This is a genomic window from Polaribacter sp. HaHaR_3_91 (genome assembly GCF_019278525.1).
GTDB lineage: Bacteria > Bacteroidota > Bacteroidia > Flavobacteriales > Flavobacteriaceae > Polaribacter.
On the sequence record NZ_CP058986.1, the window covers coordinates 3,114,400 to 3,133,612 of the forward strand.

Genomic DNA, 19,213 nt, shown 5'->3' on the forward strand with positions numbered 1-19,213 from the left:
AAATTTTGAAAGGTCTCTTCGTTTTATATATGTTGATTGATAATATTCTCAAACAACTCTTGTTTACCACTTTGTAATGTTAATTCCCCATTTTCTTGCGCAATGTTGTATAGGTCTTTTAATTCTAATTTCCCTGCTTCAAAATCCTTTCCTTTTCCTGCATCAAAAGAACTATATCTTTTTTCTCTTAAAGAATTATAAGAAGAAGAAGTCATAATTTTATCTGCAGTAATTAATGCTCTTGCAAATGTATCTGCTCCACCAATATGTGCGTGAAAAACATCGTCCATATCCGTAGAATTTCTTCTGATTTTTGCATCAAAATTAACGCCACCACCCTGTAAACCTCCTGCTTCTAAGAAAACTAACATTGCTTCTGTAACTTCTTGTATGTTGTTTGGAAACTGGTCTGTATCCCAACCATTTTGGTAATCTCCTCTGTTTGCATCTATACTTCCTAACATGCCTGCTTTGGCAGCAACAGCCATTTCGTGCTGCATAGTGTGTTGTGCTAAAGTTGCGTGGTTAACCTCAATATTCATTTTAAAATCTTTGTCTAAACCATATTCTTTTAAGAATCCGATTGCAGTTGCAGAATCAAAGTCATATTGATGTTTCATTGGCTCCATTGGTTTAGGCTCAATAAAGAAAGATCCTTTAAAACCTTGTGCTCTAGCATAATCTCTTGCCATGGTTAAAAACTGCCCCATGTGGTCTAACTCACGTCCCATATCTGTGTTTAATAAAGACATGTAACCTTCTCTACCTCCCCAAAAAACATAATTCTCTCCACCTAATTTAATAGTAGCATCTAAAGCCAATTTAACCTGACCTCCTGCTCTGGCAACTACATCAAAATCTGGATTTGTAGAAGCTCCATTCATATAACGTGGATTCGAAAAACAGTTGGCTGTTCCCCATAATAATTTTACACCACTTTCTGCTTGTTTCCCTTTTATGTAATCTGTAATGGCATTTAATCTTGCTTCAGATTCTGCAAAGGTTGCGCCTTCTTGAATTAAATCGTAATCGTGAAAACAGAAATAATCAAAACCTATTTTGTTGATAAATTCAAAAGCGGCATCTGCTTTGTCTTTTGCTGCTTGTACTGCGTCTGTAGATTTATCCCAACCAAAACTTTGTGTTCCTGGACCAAAAGGATCTCCTCCTTGACCACAGAATGTATGCCAATAAGCGATTGAGAATTTAAACCATTCTTTCATCTTTTTACCTGCTACTACTTGTTCTGGATTGTAGTATTTAAAAGCCATTGGATTGTCTGACTCTTTACCTTCGAATTGAATTTTGTTGATTCCTTTAAAATATTCTTTATTTGCCATCTTTAAATGTTGTTTAATTGTTTATTTGTATAATTTTTTTATTGTGTTGTATTGCGTTAGGGATTGAAATGACATCCTTTTTGCTTTTTTGCAAAAAGATATAATGTAAAGCCCGACCTTTTTAGGGAACGCCCTAAATTTTATTATTTTATTGATTTTTTAAAACAAGTTCTAATTCTTTTTTCCAGTTGTTATAAGCCTCTAAATAAGGTTTTTGGTCTTTAAAAGGCATAAAAGTCATAACATGGTCATTGTCCATAATTACTTTTCCGAAAGCTTCGAAATCGCCTTTGTGTAAATTTGCTGCTCTTGCCGCACCAATAGCTCCGGTTGTATTATAGATTTCAATTTCTTGCTCTATTAAGGTTGCTACCGTGTTTGCAAATATTTCTGAACGGAATAAATTGTCGTTTCCTGCTCTAATAACGCTAGGCTTAATTCCGTCTGATTTCATGATTTCCATACCGTACACAAATGAAAAAGCAATACCTTCTAAGGCAGCTCTACACATATGCCCTTTGTGATGGTTATTTAGGTTCATGTTTACAATTCGGGTACCAATTTCTTTATTGTTTAGCATACGCTCTGCTCCGTTACCAAAAGGAATTAAGCAAACGCCATCTGAACCAACAGGAATTTCTGAGGCTAAAATATTCATCTCTTCATAAGAGTCTACTGCCAGGTTATTTAACAACCAACGGTACTGAATTCCGGCTCCGTTGATATTTAAAAGTTTCCCGATTATTGGATTGGATTTTGTATAATTTACGTGTGCAAAATTATTTACACGTGTGCTTTCTTTTCCTGATAAACTTTCTGTAACTGCATATACAACACCAGATGTACCACCTGTTGCAGCAACTTCGCCTGGATTAAATACATTTAATGACAATGCATTATTTGGTTGATCTCCTGCTCTATAAAAAATTGGAGTCCCAGCAGCGATTCCGCTTTCTGCTTCTCCTTTTTCATCTACTAAAGATTGAATACCAAAGGTGTCTACGATATCTGGTACCAAATTTTTATTGATACCATAATGTGTTAAAAGAAAATCTGCAATTGTGTTTTCTTTGAAATCCCAAAAAATACCTTCTGATAAACCAGAAATAGTGGTATTTATTTTGTTTGAAAATTTATAAGCTACATAATCTCCAGGCAACATAAATTTATGAATCTGACTGTAGATATCTGGTTCATTTTCTTGTACCCATTTTAATTTAGATGCGGTAAAATTTGCTGGTGAGTTTAATAAATGTGAAGCACATTTTTCTTCGCCAATCTTATTAAAAGCATTGTTTCCTATTGCAACGGCTCTACTATCGCACCAAATAATACTTTTACGAAGTGGATTTCCTTTTTTATCTACTAAAACCAAACCGTGCATTTGATACGAAATACCAATCCCTTTAATTTGAGTTCTACTTATATTGTATTCTTTTTTTAGCTTTGTAATTGCATTGCAAATATGCATCCACCAGTCGTTTGGTTTTTGTTCTGCCCAACCATTTTTTTGAGCAAACATCCCCATTTCTTCTTTAGGTTCTTGTACAACTCCTAAACTCTTTCCCGTTTCTACTTCTACCAAAGCCGCTTTTATAGAAGAACTCCCAATATCTAATCCTAAATAATACAAACCTTATTGTTTTAAGTTAAAAAAAATGGCCTAATACCGTTTATAATTCTTAAGCCTTTTATCGAGTAATAAAATTACTTTTAAACCCATTAAAGCAATAACAAAAAACGTGCATGATGTATTATAGAATAAGCAAATTACCCTATTAATAAAGAGAAATTTTAGATTACCAATTACAAAAGACAGTAAGTAGATTAAAAAATTAGAAAAACTAAAACTATTATTTATATAAAGTTTACAATCTTTATAATTCAGTTTTTTTTTAGATTTTATTTGCTTTGCTCTTTTATTTCATTCCTTTCAATAAAAAATACTTTTTGCTTTTTCTTTAATAAATCTAGAATATCTTTTAGTTATTCTTTTGAATTTGAATAAAACCAAAAACAGCGACTTAATTACGACATGACCTTATGTATACCATTTTGAGAATGCGCTATTTTTCGATATCTACCTGATGAAATTGTTTTCTATTTTTTAGTTGATTCAAATAATAGTTAGCTATTAAAAAAAGTTTTCGTTTTTTTAATTTAAAACTTTACTTTTTATTGCTGTTACCTACTGATAGTTTAATTCTATCTCAGCATCAATTAATTTTTTATTGGCCTCAGACTTTTTATTTAAAATAAGTTAATTGCTATATAAAAAATCAGGGTGAGACTTTTTAACAGCACAATTTTTATTATCCCTGTCAATTTGTTTTATATATTGACCAATAAAAATAAAAGTAGCTTTTCTATCCTTTATAATCCTGAGTGAAATAGGATATAATTTTTGAGAATTTACTTTTTTTATTAAAACTGCTTTAATTGAAAACTCTTTGTTAAATTTATTAAACTAAAGACACAAAATTCAGGTACAACATAGGTACAACATTTGCTGATATTATATGAAACCATTTAATATCAGAAAAAACTAAAACACTAACAAACAATTAATTACCAATACATTTAATTTATTTTGATATCTATTTTTTAGAATTCATAACCCTGAGGTCACGGGTTCAAATCCCGTTCTCGCTACAAACTTAATGTTAATTAAATCAACGAATTGTGTCTCACAATTCGTTTTTTTATGTCTACATTTTTCTTACTTTTACAAAGAGTACACGATAAAGTACACGATTGCCCTATGAAATTGAATTATTCAGAGCCAAAAATATTCACTAGAGGAGCTGATATTGGAGCTTGGTCTAAACTGTCAAAAAAAGATAAAAAAGAAGCATTATCCAAAAGTTGGTATGTCTATTATTCAATTAGAGATCAGATCCAATTACAGGAAAACTAAAAAGGCAAACTAATATAAAAGCTGGAGTCAACCTTTATAAGGATAAAAGAAGTAGAATACACATCTTAACTCAATTAAAAGAAAGTTTACAATATGTTTTATCAAAAGGCTTCAATCCCTATGAAGATAATAGTTCTTTAGCTGAATTTATCGAAAATCTTCTTTCTCCTGAAAAAAGCGAAGTCAACAGTACACCAACACAAGAGAAAACTCCAGTGTATCTTGAAAAAAAGGCTGTACAAGAAACACCGATCCTCTACCCCATTAACACTTCTTTTGACTTAGACTTAGCATTAGACACCAAATCCAAGGTTCTAAATAGGATTTCATATCAAAATTTTAAAAATAGAATTGAACGATTTAAAAAATGGCTCAATGAAGAAGACTATGACCTCAATGAAGATATTTTAACTATAAATAAGAAACTTGTAATACAATAATTAAACTGTATCTGATTTATTGTTAGCTTTAACCTACTATCCAAATTATTTCTCAAAGCTTTCAATTCCCGTCTGAAGCCATGAATGATAATCTTCTGGATTAGACATATAACCAACAGGAGGTAATAAATTTTCTTCGTTGTGATCCATCAATACATAAAACGGCTGTGAATTGGCTTTATACCTAATGGTTTGTAATTCACTCCATTTCTGACCAATATACTTTAACTGTTTACCTGGTCTTAGTTTAGACTCCGTAACTTCATTTGCTTCTAATGGGCGCTTATCATCTACATATAATGAGATTAAAACGACCTCATTTTTAAGAATGTTTAAAACTTTTGGGTTTGGCCAAACGTTTTGTTCCATTTTTCGACAATTTACACATGCCCAACCTGTAAAATCAATCATAACAGGTTTGCCTATTTTTTTAGCGTAAGCTAAACCTTTATCATAATCATTAAAGGCTAAAATATCATGAGGAGCTAATAAATGTGCACCATCTGGTAAACCTTCATTAACACTTAAAACTGAAGATGTCCCCATTCTAGAATACCCAACACCGTATGACGACTCACTATATTCTAATGGTGGAGGGAAAGCACTTATTAAATTTAATGGAGCTCCCCAAAGTCCAGGTATCATATAAATAGTAAATGATAAAACAACTAACCCTAAACTTAATCTCCCTATGGAAATATGAGGTAATGGTGAATCATGTGGCAGTTGTATTTTTCCGAATAAATAAAATGCTAAAGTTCCAAAAATTGTAATCCAAATAGCTAAAAACACTTCACGTTCTAGTAAATGAGCTTGTAAAACTAAATCGGCCTGTGATAAAAACTTGAAAGCTAATGCTAATTCTAAAAAACCTAGAAAAACTTTAACAGTGTTTAACCAACCTCCTGATTTGGGCAAAGAATTTAACCAACCCGGAAAAGCAGCAAAAAGGGCAAAGGGTAAGGCAATAGCTAATGAAAACCCAAACATACCTACCACTGGCGCTACCCCACCTTTAGAAGCTGCTTCAACTAATAAAGTTCCAACAATGGGACCTGTACAAGAAAATGATACAATAGCTAAAGCCAATGCCATAAAGAAAATACCGATAAAGCCTCCCCGATCAGCTTGTGAATCGACTTTATTAGCCCATGAATTTGGTAACATAATTTCGAATGCTCCTAAAAAAGACACCGCAAAAATGACCAATAATAAAAAGAAAAAAATATTAAACCAAACATTAGTAGCTAGCGCATTTAACGCATCTGCACCAAAAATTCCAGTTACAGCGATACCTAATAACAAATAGATAACAATGATACAAATACCATAAGTAACCGCATTTTTTATACCTGCTGCTTTGGTTTTACTTTGTTTAGTAAAAAAACTAACTGTCATCGGAATCATAGGAAACACACATGGTGTTAACAAAGCTGCTAAACCTGATAAAAAGGCTATAAAAAATATACCCCACAACCCTTGTCCTGATTCTTCGGGGATGTTTTTTGATAGAGATTTATATGAAATAACCTGTGCCTCTTTCTCGGACATACCTCGAAGACTGAATGTTAACTCAACCTCTGTAGGCGATAAACATCGAGTATCATCACACACCATAAACTCCACAAAACCATCAATAGTCGCAACTTCTTTTTCAACCGTAATTTTTTGTTTAAACGTTGCTGTTTTTTCGAAGAATTTAATCGTCATACCAAACACAGGATCGTCTACAGTGTGCCCTACTTCTTCAGAAGTATTTCCTAAAATTTTAAAAGCCCCTTCACTATCATCATAAATAAATGTGGTAGGTATGGGACCATCTTCTGGAACTGTTTGAGCATATAAATGCCACCCCTCTTCTATGGTCGCTTTTGACACTAAAATATACTCGGTATCTGATATTTTTTCAACAGAAGTACTCCATGTTACTGGATCTAAAATTTGCGAATAACCTATGGTAAAGGTTAATAAAACGTATAAAAAAATTAGTTTTTTCATTTATAAAATCTATCTTAAACTATTTGATATTAAAAATTAAACCTTCTTCACTTGGAGGCAAACACCTAGTATCGTCACAAACCATAAACTCTACAGTAGCATAGACACTAAATGGCATTTTTTCTTTTATTAAAATGCGTTGCTTAAATAAAGCTTTGGTTTCAAAAAATTTAATTTCCATATTAAAAACAGGATCATTTATAATTTCTCCTATCGCTTCCTTTGTATTTCCTTTTTTTAAATAATTGGAACTACTTTTAAATGAAAACGTAGTAGGTATTGGCCCTTCTTTAGGTACATATTGTGAATATAAATGCCAGTTCGTTTCTATGTCTGCTTCGGCTACTAATTCATATTCTTTATCTGATATTTTATTTACAGATGTAGACCATGTTAAAGGTTCTAAAATCTGAGCGTTACCAATAGCAAAAACTAATAACGTTAGTAATAATGTAAGTTTTTTCATATTTCTAAATTTATATTTTATTAAAGGGTTGTTATTTATTTAACAACCCTTTGTTAATCTCTATTTGTATTAGTTTACCGACTAATTAACTCAAATAATTTCTAGATAAATAATAATAGAAAGAGATTAATATAACCTTAAGACAAAGACGTAAATACCAAATAAAAGGCTGATACGTTTTATAATTAAGTATTAAAAGACCTTTAATTAATGTAGTTATTTAAGACACTAACTGGTACCACTTCTTTTATAACCATTTGTATGTCTCGATTTGTTTTAGACCCCATTGTATAATGAGAAGAAGTAGCACTTACAACACCTATTAATTGTCCGTAACTATTAACTACAGGCCCTCCACTTGCCCCTGTACCAAAATCTGCAGTTATAGATATTTTAGGCATGTTTGTACGACCTTTAAGATATTCTCTAGCCACTATACCTTTAGACATAAAAAAAGTTTTTTCAAAAGGATGTCCCATCATAAACACATCTTCTCCTATTAATTCTTTTTCTGCCAACTCCAAAGCTTTTAGTTTCTTTCCTTGCATATCTAACTGCAGAACAGCTATGTCATTTAATTTACTAGCAGACAAAACCTCAGCAACAGAATACACATTACCTTTATCATCAATTGCGAAAATAGCAGATGATTTTAAATTTCCTTTCACATCAATTACATGATAATTTGTAACGATTATACCATCTTCGTTTATAACAAACCCCGACGCATTACTTAAATGCATATTGGGACATCTCGTACATAAAAAAGAATCTCCTATATATAAAGTACGCTCCTTTAAATAATTATATATTTCGTTTCCTGTTTTTATTTTAGAATCACCACTTTTATACATAGACACTTTAAATTTCACTTCAGTTTTATTTTCCTTTTGTTTTTGTAAAACCTCAAAGGGTGTGTATGCATTTTCACTTAATAGTTCCTTTGCTTTTTCCATTGCGTTATTAAGGAACACCGAACTGTTTTCTGGTTTAGTAACCTTAACGGTATTACTATTCAAATGGAAATCATCATGTATATTATTAATCGATCCACAACTAACCAAGGCTAGTGCCATTAAAGCACCTGTTAAATAACTAATTCTCATAATTTATATCTTTATTTTAGGAGCTGTAATAATTATAGATCAAGTTCATTAAATAACTTGATTAACTTCTCATCTGATGGTCTTGGTGCATTTGCATCAATAATTTTACCTAGGGGATCTAATAAGATAAATCTTGGAATACCACTAATTGCATAATCCTTTATAAACTGTGAATTAAAATTATTATCAGCTAATAATTGAACTCCTCCAAGTTCTTTTTCCTTAATCATAGTTCTCCACTTATCATAATTCTTTTTTTGATCTATGGAAATACTTAAAAATTCGATGTTTTTATTATGATATTTTTTTTCTAATTTTTTTAAATATGGTATTTGTCCTAAACACGGACCACACCAAGTTGCCCAAATATCTATATAAACATATTTCCCTTTAAAATCATCTAAAGAACTAGTTCCTCCAGCATAATTTTCATAATCAATAAATTTTGGAGAAAACTTGTATTCAGAAACCTTTTTAAGGCTATGATAGATTTCAGAAATTTTGGCATTGTTTTTTTCGTCTGTAGAAGCATTCATGTATGTTTCATAAAATACATCTAAACTTTCCGTCTGTGCAATAGACATACGTGCTTGAATATATATCAACTCATTTTTAATGGTTTGATTTGAAATTTTAGAATACGTTTTTATTGAAGCTAAGCCACGATCTATAGAATCTGTTTTAACTAATTCTTTAACTTGACCTGTGTAATAATCACCAATTAATGTATAGTAAGCCCCTGAAAATCTATAATCTTCTTCACTATTAAAATCTATTTTTTGTAACTCTTTTTTCAGTTCTTGTGAAACCTCATCATTAATTTTATTAAATTTTTTAAAATGTGATAATTGATATACATAAGAGTAATTAATATTTCTATTTTCTAAAGCCTTGAAGTTTTCTGACACCCCTTGCATGGTATCTAAAACCTGATGGAGCGTTGTTTTAATTTTCTTTGCAGTAGTTAAAAATTTCGTCTCTTTTAGTTTAAAAAAAGAAGTTTCTCCTGTTCTTAAATTTGAAGAAATATCTCCCTTAATAGCTAGATATTTTGTAGCGCCAGCACCTTTTCCTGAAACATTAAGAGATGACTTAAAATTATCTGCATCTGCTTTAATATTAAGGTCATACCCATTTTCTAAATAAAAAACTACTTTATTTTTACCAGAAATTAATCTATAAAAACCTGACTTTATTTTCATCGTATCTTTAAAAGTACCATCAGAAGTTACAACTATCTTTTTGGTGTAGGAACGATTCGTTTTTAATAGGGTTATTTCTTTATCTTTAAGATTGTCTATTTTACCCGTTAATAAAACATAATCTAATTTAGTTTTTTTTGAGCAAGACGTAAGGCCAAAAGCCATTATCAATATAAATAATACTTTATTCATGTGCGTTTTTATTATAAGTTTTTTTATTGTTATTTGTAGAAAATTATTTGAAAATATTCAAAAACAAATAGGTGTAAAAAGCTATACCTATAATATTTTATAGATATACTTTTAATGTTATTACTTAAAAAGAATCAACAGAATTTTAGTCTTTAACAACGTACTACACTTCTGTTTTATTAATATCATTAGGTGTTATAAAAAAAGGGCTGATAGTAACACAACCCTTTTTAAAACTTATTAACGTTCTCTGTATGCAACACTTTTAATTTTGCCAAATCCAGAGTATGACGTTTTTAATTCTATTTGACCATTTACAGGTGGTACATCATATAATTCCATAGTCCCTTCTGAGCCATCATAACTACAAACAATTAATTGAAATCCTAATTCATCATAATCGCTATTAGAATAGAAAAAATCATTAAATTTTATCATTGTGATTTCATCGGAACCTTTATCTACCATTAATTTTGTAGTTTTTAAAGAATAATCATACTGATATACTTTTCCTCCTACAGCATAAAATAAATACCCATAGTTTGGACTCACAGCATAGCTTGTTGCTTGGTCAAAATCTGGCGCTACCACTTCAGCATAATAAGACTGAGAACTATTAGTTGCATTAAATAAAGCTAAATATTTTTTGCTGTCAATAGGGTCTTTTAACACTGCAAAAATTTGAGCACCAGCACTACTATTAAAATTATTACCTACCATATATTCCAAATCTTTACCGGTAGTATAATTAAAACGTGTACCCGTTGGCATGACTCTTGAGCTACCAAAGTTTGTTCTAATAAAACGCTTGTTGGTGTTATCGTATAAAATTGAATTTCCAAAATAAGTTCCTTTTCCTATAAAAGGTGAAGCTTCAAATAAAACACCATTAATAGAGTTTATAGGCGCACTATATTTATAACTAAAGACACTAAAATAGTAATATACATTTCCATCCTTAACGGCATATGACATTTGACTTGCTTTAGCAACTATATTATCAACTTCTAAATCTTCTGGTTGATTTGTTACAAACTCTTCGGAGATATTAAAAGAGCTATTCCATGTAAATGTATTAGGCTCTAATTTAACAGTACCATTACCTGTAGTTGAAACATAAATACCATAAAAATTAGATTCAAACGGGTAGGTATAAACAAATTTTGGAGTACCTGTCAATGTTAATTCAGAACCAACAACATTAAGAATATCATACGCTGTTCTATACTCGTTTTCAATTAAAGACACCATATCTAATCTACCAACGCCATTTACATCACTTAAAACTAACCAGCCTTCGTAAATATTATTTACTACGTTTAGTTGAAAACTATGTTGAAATTCTACCTCTGTATTTTGATCTTTAACAGTATAATAAATAGTATAATCTCCTGGTATTAGATTAATAGTGGTTTTTAAATCTTTTTCAAAAGATAAATCTACTAGTCTATTTTCTCCTGTATCTGCAGGCTGATATGCCTGCCATTTATAACTATATGTATTCTCTTCATTTTGATCTTGAGAGCTCACTAATTCAGGAACAATATTAAATTCATCAAACCTAACTACAGAATATATTTCTTCTAAACCTGCGACTTCTATTTGATTTATTCCTGTATAATTGTAATTACCCTGATCTTCAAGACAAGAACATATCAACGTGCAAGTGAAAAGCACTAAAACAAGTTGTATTTTTATTTTTTTAAACATTTTATATGTATTTAAATTAAATAATAATTAATTAGGCATTAGGTCCTAAAACCATTTCTGTACCATCCTCTTCTAAAACAGGAGTCCCTGCATTTTTTTGAGCTTCTAAATAAGCTTTTAATACAGCTACATGACCATAAAAGTCTGGCCAAAAGCTCGACGTTAAAACATTATAATTTGGTAATGGAATTTCGTTAACTTCTGCAATCAAATAATATTTTTTCACAGAAAATGCACCTAAATATTTTTCTAATACAGACCATCTATCTGGCTCCGTTAACATATCTGAAATTGTTATTTCAAATTCTGAATAGCTTAAAATTCGATTAGGATTATTATCACTTAATTCTTCTCCCCACAAGTTCACTTTAAAACTCTCATTTTCTAACAATTGAATTTTTAAAGACACCTCTTCTACTTTCATATCTTCAGTTCTATTAAAAGAGACAGGTATGTAGCCAATATATTCATTTGCAGGTATCATAATATTATCTGAAATTGTATAATGAATATCTTTTTGAGCGGTAGACTCATCTAAAACTTTCACCGTTACAGACCTATCTTTAGAACTAACATATCCTTGAATTTTTACAGGAACTAATATTAAAGAATCGGTTACTTCTGTTGGCAACTTTAAAGCAAAACTAATAGCCGTACTATCTATTTTTTGGGATGCAAATTCTTTTCCATCTATGGCCCACTGAAAATAAATAACATCTTTACCATTAAAGGTTGCAATTTCTTCTTTTTCACAAGCTGAAAAAGCGAACGCTATAACACATAGCGTAATTATTGTTTTTATATATTTTTTCATAAAAAATAAAATTTTATTATTAACGATAATCTGTTTCTGATTCTGGTAACGGAACTACATATTTGTTTGTATCCATAATTACATCTCCTGTAGTAGAAGAACCATCAGGAATACTTAAAGCATTCTTTCTTTTATAATAAAAGAATAATTGCCCCTCTCCGTAAAATTCTTTTTGATATTCTTTTAGAATTTCACTTTGGATATCTGCGCTTAAAGGTAAGTCTACTAAACCTCTATTATAGCGTACCGTATTTAAATAATCTATAGCTACTGCTGGATCTTCTTCTGTTTCGGCTGCGATATAATACATTTCACTAATTCTAATTAATGGTTGTCTATAACGAAACGCTTTACTGTTGCTATCTACATCTGCATATTTAAAAAACGTTCTAAAAGTATGATCACCAACATCAGGTATCATCCATGTATAAATGTAACGGTAGTCATTTTGATTCCCCTCAAAAACAGTGTTTAAACGAGAGTCTTCGCTTGCTAGAATTGCATAACCATTTAAATAACTATCAAATAAATTAGCATGTTGATTATATAGGTTATTATTGTGAATGGCAAATAGTACTTCTGATGAAAATGTACGATCTGGATTTTCACCTGCCGAAATTATTTCTGAAGGACTTGTCCACTCAAACCATGTTGAAGCCTCATCAATGACTACTTTAGACGCTATTAAGGCCGCTTCTTTATTTCCTGCATATAAATGTACCCTCGCTTGTAGAGCTTTGATAGCATAATAGTTTAATCTGAGATTTCTGAATCTATAAAAATCTTCACCATTGTAACCTGTAGCATCATCGTACTCTTGATTTACTGCTACTTTTCCATAGGTTCTTACAGGATCATTTTCCAATAATTGTTCGGCCACATCCAAATCTGCTAAAATTTTAGCAATTACATCTGTTGCTGGCAATAAAGCATTTAAATTAGCTTTAGCTTCTGTATTATAAGGTATCGCTTCTGCAGATGCATTAGCACTATATACAGGACCGTACAGTCTTAATAAATCAAAATGATGCATGGCTCTTAACCCCATAGCTTCTCCTTTTAAAATATCCTCTTTTTCTTGAGAAATTATAGGGCCATATGTTTCTAAACTTCCTATAAAATTATTAATGTTTAATATATTGCTATATAAGCTGGTCCATATATTATCAAAGGTATTTTTAACACCTGCATTTTCATAGTTGTAATTTCCATAATAGTGATATCTATGGCTAACATTATTAACATTATAGCGTTGCGCTAAAAGATCTACAGTACCTAATGTTAAATTGCCACCATAAGTATTACTACTTGTCATATTAGAGTAAATACCGTTTAGAGCAGTTTGTATACCATTTTCTGAGGTAAAAACATTTTCTTCTAAGTATTCATCAACAGGTTGAACATCTAAGTAATCGTTACAAGAAACCATTAAAATAAAAGCAGAGATTCCTATGATATTTTTTAAGTATTTTTTCATTATCATCATTTTTATATTAAAAAGAGGCGTTTAAACTAAACGAAATAGCACGTGCAAAAGGGTAATTAATTCCTCTTTCAGTTTTCACAGAAGAAACACGAAATATTTCATTCATATAAGCATTTAATCTTAATCTGCTTAAGCCCATTTGGCTTACCCATGGTTGGTCTTTAAATTCGTATCCAAAGTTTATAGATTCTCCTACAATTACATTTTCTTCTTGAATAAAACGTGAAGAAAGTTGTGTTGAACTAAAATCTGCAATGGATTTAAATCTAGAAACATCACCTGGATTAATCCATCTATCGGTTAAAGCCCTAACGTCTTGGTTGTATATTCTACTAGATTCTGAAATGTTTTCTACTTTATTAAATAAAGCCGTATTCATTACATCGCCTCCAAAACGGTAACGTAGATTTACACCAAAAGTGAAGTTTTTTATTCTCAGGTTGCTACTAATAACACCCTCCATAGTTGGTCTTGCATTACCCATTACTTTTTCATCATCAGAATTGTATTCATAAGTTGGCATACCATCTTTAGTTAAAAACACTTCTAAACCATTTGTAGGATCTATTCCTAAAGATTGTACAGTCCATAAATCATCAGGACTATAACCATCACGATACCTAAGTAAAGACTTACTTACTAACGCCTCATCATTTAAAGATTCTAAGGTTGAATTAAAACCATTATATTCACTTTTAACAGCACTTGCAGTAGCTCCCAGTGTCCAAATTATTTGCTCGTCAATTTTATAAATTGGAGAAAATCTTACAATAGCTTCAAGTCCCTTTGTATTCATATATCCTGTATTTATAGGATATTTAACGATACCTGTTGAAGAAGGAAGATCTATACGTACAATTAATGGATCTGTTTTCTTATTATATACATTTAAAGTAGTAAACAATCTATTATTAAAGAAAGCGCCATCTACTCCAATACTTGTTTGTAAAGTATTTTGCCATTGTAAATTAGGGTTCGCTAAAGTTGATAAATATGTTCCTTGTCCAAAAACATTTACGTCTTGTGTAAATCCGTAAATAGAAACTGAAGATAAATTTCCAAAACCTTGATTTCCTGTAGATCCAATATTTCCTCTTAACTTAAGTTGTGAAACTTTATTTGAATCCATATTAAATGCGTTATTTAAATTAACACCTGCACCAACAGCCCAGAAAGGAGAATATCTTTCATTAGAGCCAAAAACGGTTGATCCATCTAAACGATAAGTTCCATCAAAAAGTAATATTCTATCAAAGTCGTAATTAACACTCCCTAATACATTAACTCTTCTATAGTTACTATATACCGCATTGGGTTTAGAATCTGGGTAACTATAAGCAAAAGAAGGATTTCCATTGGTTCCAGAAGGATAACCAATTGCTGAGAAACTAATTCTTTTGTTATCAGTTTCCTCAATCTCACCCCTTAAGTTAGCTGTAAAACTATGCTTATCTTTAAATAAATTAGCATAAGATATCATTGTATTAACTTTATAGCTGAACAAATCTGTTCGTTGATTGCTGTAAGATCCTCTCTCTAAAATAGTCGTATTTCTAAAATTAGTATGTTCCGGTTGTAAAAAAGTTTCTAACGTGGTAATACCTTTATTTAACTGTAAATTTGACTGTATTCTAAATTTGCTATTTAAAGTCCAAACAGCACGTAGATTATTAGTAATCTGCAAATTACTTGTGTTATCTAAAGAATTTAAAGATGCATTGTATAACGGGTTTACATAAGCAGTTCCATAATAATCATTAATATCTAAATATTTTGTAATATTTCCATCTTCATCTGTTTTTTTAAAATAAGGATTTGCTTTTGCAAAATTTGAAAACGATCCGTAAGGAGAGTCATTAGCATCATATCCATTTATATATAAATTATTAGATATATTTATTTTACCCTTTCTATACCTTAGGTTAAAACTAGCTCCCCAGTTTTCTCTATCTGAGCCTTTCATTACACCCTCTAATTTCTTATAGTTTAAACCGACTCCAAATGTTACTGCTTCACCACCTCCACTTGCATATAAAGAATGGCCTAAAGTGGTTCCTACTCTTACTGGTTCATTTAACCAATAAGTATCTACACCTCTTTTAATTTCAGCTAAAGCTGCATTATATTGTTTGTCTAATTTAAATTGACCAGTAACATTATAAGAATCTGTATCCCAAAGTCCTGATAGTTTTTCATACTCTAACTTTTGAGTAGAATTCATTAAATTATAATCATTTAAATCTGGAATTTCTACTCTAAAATCAGCATTATAAGTTACTTGCAATTTTCCTCCAGTAGCTCTTAATGTTTCAACAACAATAACACCATTGGCTGCTTTTGCCCCATATAATGCTGTAGAAGAAGCATCTTTTAAGATTGTAATAGATGCCACTCTATTCATATCTAAATCGGTGATAACTCTTAATGTTGTTTCAAAACCATCTAAAATAAATAAAGGTTGATTTGGGTTAGCCCCAAATTCATCCCCTAAATCACTAGTAGATAAACTGGTTTTTCCACGAACCTCGATGTCTGAAAGCATATTAGGATCGGAACCTAAAAGGTTGTTTTCAACAATTATAAAAGATGGATCTAACACTTTTAAACTTTGTAAAACGTTTGAGTTTCCAATAACTTTTAACCGCTCTCTACTTACAGTAGTTGTGGCTCCTGTAAAACTTCTTTTATCTCTTTTTACTATACCGGTGATTACCACCTCATCTAGTTCACTAATATCTGGAGTTAATTGTACGTTTATTTCCTTATTTCCGTCAACTTTTACCTCTTTCTTTTCATAGCCTACATAATTAAAAATAAGCGTAGACACATCCGTTGCCTTAATAGAATATTTTCCATTAAAATCTGTGGTAACTCCTTTTTTGGTTTCTTTAATTATTACTGTTACACCTGGTAAAGGCATCTTATTTTCATCGGTTACATACCCGCTAATAATATACTCTTGTACTTTTTTTAATGTAGCATTTGCATCATTATTTTTTACTATAATAGTATTATTTTTAGCAAACTCATAAATAAACTCTCCATTAGACAAGGTCAACTTTAAAAGTTCACCTACATTAATATCTCCTTTATTTAAAGATATTTTCGGGTAGTTCTCAAACAAATCTGCTCTATAAATAAAAGTATAATCTGTTTGATTTTTAATAAGTTTGAATACTTGATCAACAGAAATAACTTGATTATTTTTTATGTTGATTTTGGCGTCTTGAGAAAATCCGTTACTAGAGGAAAAACTAAAAAGTGACAACGAAAAAAGAAAAATAAATATTTTCATAATTTGTACTAAGAACCTTATTTTAAAAAATAAAGGAGGTTTGTTAATGTTTCTTTTCATAAATTTGTGTGTGTTGGTTAATGAATCAATATAAAGGGATATTACTGGCTTGAGACGTTATGTTTTATCCCTTGTTTTTTTTATTTAATTACGATAGTATTTTTATCGATTGTATAAGTCATATTGTTTGTGTTTTTAATAATTTCTAATATATAATCTATAGGCTGGTTCTTACTTATAACACCAGTAAATCCTATCTTTTTCATTTTTTCGTTAGAGATAAGAATATCTACATTATACCATCTTTCGAGCACTTTCATTATTTCTTCTAGTGATTTATCTGTAAAGCTAAACTCTCCATTACGCCAAGAAACTTGATCTTCAATTTCTACTTGGTAAATTTCGAAATCACTATCACTCTGAGGTAATTTAGATTGCTCACCAGGCTTTAGTATACTTTTATTAATACTATTACTAACAGAAACACTACCTTCTATTAAGGTGGTTAAAATCTCTGTTTCATTTCTGTATGCCTTTACATTAAACTCAGTACCTAATACTGCAATTTGTTGTTCATTGGTTTTTAAACAAAAACCATCGCCATTATGTAGAATGCTTTTAGAAACCTCAAAATATGCTTCACCATATACCAATTCTACCGCTCTCGGTTTTCCTTTGGTAAAACTTACAGGGTATTTTAATTTAGATTCTGAATTTAGCCAGACTTTTGTACCATCTGATAATTCAACAAAAAACTGACCTCCTCTAGGAATTGTTAAATAATTATAAACAACCTTCTCATCACTTATTTTTGTTTTATTATATAATAACGATTGACCATTAGTAGAAAGCTTGTTTGAATGATAATTGGTTTTCTCGTCAAGAATAATATTTGTACCATCTTCTAGTGTCAACTTCGCTTTATTTGTACCAATCTGTATATTGTTTTGAGTAACATTAATACTATTATCTCCAAACAAAATATGTTTATACAAACTTCCCAAACTGATACATGTAATTAATGATGCTGCAACTGCATATCTAAAAATATTTTTTCTATAATAAGGGACAACTTTTATAGGTGTTTCTATTGATTCTAAAATATTGATAAGCATTTTATTCTTTATCCTACTTTCAGAACCTAATTCTTCAACCCAATCATGTGACTTTTGAAAACTTTCATAATAGTTGACAAGTTTTTTTACTTCATCAATCGAAATTTTAGAATCAAGATATTTCTCAATAAGTTCCTTAAATTCTTCATTGTATTTTTGACTGTTTTCCATAAAATATGATTAAAAAAAATAACTATGTATATCTAGTAAGTGTGTAAAAAGACACCTACCCCCTAAAAAAAAATCAATTATTTATATATTTTTATAAAAAAAATATCAAGATTTACTAAAAAAGAAGAATTATCCCCACTAAAACAAGGGAATTGATGATTAAAATGCAAAAAAACAAAATCCGGATTTAGATTTAAATTTTAACGATTTAGAAAAATAGCTATAAATAAAGTGTGCCCTAAAGAAGTACGAAGAATACGAAGTGCGTTTGTTATATGGTTTTCAACAGTTTTAATAGAAATACCTAATTCCCCTGCTATTTCTTTATGACTTAAATGCTCATTTCTACTCAGTTCGTATACTCTTTTACATTTATCAGGTAAACTTCCAACAATAAATTTAACTTGTAGCTCGAGCTCATCATGCATCATTTTAGTTTCTGGAGTTGTATATTGAAAACGCTTATCTAATTCTTCAAACAATTCAACTCTTATAATTTTATTCTTTCTAAATTCAGCAAAAACCTTATATCTTACACAAGCATAGAGATAACTTTTTAAAGAAACCTTAATCTCTATATTTTTTTGTTTATTCCATACTTCTATAAATACATCTTGAATAATTTCTTCACAAACTTCTTTATCTTTCAATAAATTATATGAAGAAATATAAAGAACCTTCCAATAAGTATTATACAATACAGTTAAAGCTCTTTTATCTCCAGCTTTAATACCTTGTATTATATCTTCGTCAGAATTATACATGAATTTATAGTTGATTTAATGCAAAAATACATCAAATAAGCAGCCCTAAGAGGCTAAAAAAGAAAAGAAGTATCAAAACATTTAATTTTTCACAAATCAACAATTAGCAGTCCTCTTTTTCATTAAAGAGCAAAAAATAAAGTTATTTTTTATCGCTTTAGTGGAATCTAAAATTTTGCAAGAGTTTATCAAAATTA

At 30.3% G+C, this 19,213-nt stretch carries 14 protein-coding genes; 1 reads left to right on the forward strand and 13 read right to left on the reverse strand.

The features are described 5' to 3' along the window. Positions 1 to 23 precede the first annotated feature (23 nt). The 3 genes from xylA to H0I27_RS17760 all read right to left on the reverse strand — a co-directional run bounded on the left by xylA (position 24) and on the right by H0I27_RS17760 (position 3,780). A complete protein-coding gene (xylA, locus tag H0I27_RS13130) occupies positions 24 to 1,340 on the reverse strand; it encodes a xylose isomerase (RefSeq protein WP_158838296.1) in 1,317 nt (438 codons plus the stop codon). A gap of 148 nt (positions 1,341 to 1,488) precedes the next feature. Then, a complete protein-coding gene (locus tag H0I27_RS13135) occupies positions 1,489 to 2,973 on the reverse strand; it encodes a xylulokinase (RefSeq protein WP_218731113.1) in 1,485 nt (494 codons plus the stop codon). Positions 2,974 to 3,600: 627 nt separating this feature from the next. Beyond that, positions 3,601 to 3,780 carry an Arm DNA-binding domain-containing protein gene (locus H0I27_RS17760; protein ID WP_218733896.1) on the reverse strand — a complete coding sequence of 60 codons (180 nt, stop codon included), beginning with the start codon at positions 3,778 to 3,780 and terminating at the stop codon, positions 3,601 to 3,603. 264 nt (positions 3,781 to 4,044) lie between these two features. Between H0I27_RS17760 and H0I27_RS13145 the strand changes: the two genes are divergently transcribed. Then, a complete protein-coding gene (locus H0I27_RS13145) occupies positions 4,045 to 4,257 on the forward strand; it encodes a hypothetical protein (protein WP_218731114.1) in 213 nt (70 codons plus the stop codon). A 485-nt stretch (positions 4,258 to 4,742) separates the two neighbouring features. Here H0I27_RS13145 and H0I27_RS13150 read toward each other — a convergent pair whose 3' ends face one another. The 10 genes from H0I27_RS13150 to H0I27_RS13195 all read right to left on the reverse strand — a co-directional run bounded on the left by H0I27_RS13150 (position 4,743) and on the right by H0I27_RS13195 (position 19,016). Next, positions 4,743 to 6,695 carry a protein-disulfide reductase DsbD gene (locus H0I27_RS13150; protein ID WP_218731115.1) on the reverse strand — a complete coding sequence of 651 codons (1,953 nt, stop codon included), beginning with the start codon at positions 6,693 to 6,695 and terminating at the stop codon, positions 4,743 to 4,745. Positions 6,696 to 6,714: 19 nt separating this feature from the next. After that, positions 6,715 to 7,161, reverse strand: coding sequence for a protein-disulfide reductase DsbD domain-containing protein (locus tag H0I27_RS13155; protein ID WP_218731116.1), 447 nt, complete (start codon positions 7,159 to 7,161; stop codon positions 6,715 to 6,717). A gap of 203 nt (positions 7,162 to 7,364) precedes the next feature. Next, positions 7,365 to 8,267 (reverse strand): serine protease, encoded by a 903-nt coding sequence (locus H0I27_RS13160; RefSeq protein ID WP_218731117.1) that lies wholly within the window; start codon positions 8,265 to 8,267, stop codon positions 7,365 to 7,367. A gap of 32 nt (positions 8,268 to 8,299) precedes the next feature. Next, positions 8,300 to 9,661 (reverse strand): TlpA disulfide reductase family protein, encoded by a 1,362-nt coding sequence (locus tag H0I27_RS13165; RefSeq protein ID WP_218731118.1) that lies wholly within the window; start codon positions 9,659 to 9,661, stop codon positions 8,300 to 8,302. 240 nt (positions 9,662 to 9,901) lie between these two features. Beyond that, on the reverse strand, positions 9,902 to 11,371 hold the full coding sequence (locus H0I27_RS13170) for a PKD-like family lipoprotein (protein ID WP_218731119.1): 1,470 nt from the start codon (positions 11,369 to 11,371) through the stop codon (positions 9,902 to 9,904). Between the two features lie 31 nt (positions 11,372 to 11,402). Continuing rightward, complete coding sequence (locus tag H0I27_RS13175; RefSeq protein ID WP_218731120.1) at positions 11,403 to 12,185, reverse strand: DUF4843 domain-containing protein; 783 nt, start codon at positions 12,183 to 12,185, stop codon at positions 11,403 to 11,405. Positions 12,186 to 12,204: 19 nt separating this feature from the next. Next, positions 12,205 to 13,662: a RagB/SusD family nutrient uptake outer membrane protein gene (locus tag H0I27_RS13180; RefSeq protein WP_218731121.1), complete on the reverse strand. Its 1,458-nt coding sequence runs from the start codon at positions 13,660 to 13,662 to the stop codon at positions 12,205 to 12,207. Positions 13,663 to 13,678: 16 nt separating this feature from the next. Then, positions 13,679 to 16,966: a SusC/RagA family TonB-linked outer membrane protein gene (locus H0I27_RS13185; protein WP_218731122.1), complete on the reverse strand. Its 3,288-nt coding sequence runs from the start codon at positions 16,964 to 16,966 to the stop codon at positions 13,679 to 13,681. Between the two features lie 140 nt (positions 16,967 to 17,106). Continuing rightward, positions 17,107 to 18,252: a FecR family protein gene (locus H0I27_RS13190; protein WP_218731123.1), complete on the reverse strand. Its 1,146-nt coding sequence runs from the start codon at positions 18,250 to 18,252 to the stop codon at positions 17,107 to 17,109. A gap of 200 nt (positions 18,253 to 18,452) precedes the next feature. Further along, on the reverse strand, positions 18,453 to 19,016 hold the full coding sequence (locus H0I27_RS13195) for an RNA polymerase sigma-70 factor (RefSeq protein ID WP_218731124.1): 564 nt from the start codon (positions 19,014 to 19,016) through the stop codon (positions 18,453 to 18,455). Between the last annotated feature and the right edge of the window lie 197 nt (positions 19,017 to 19,213).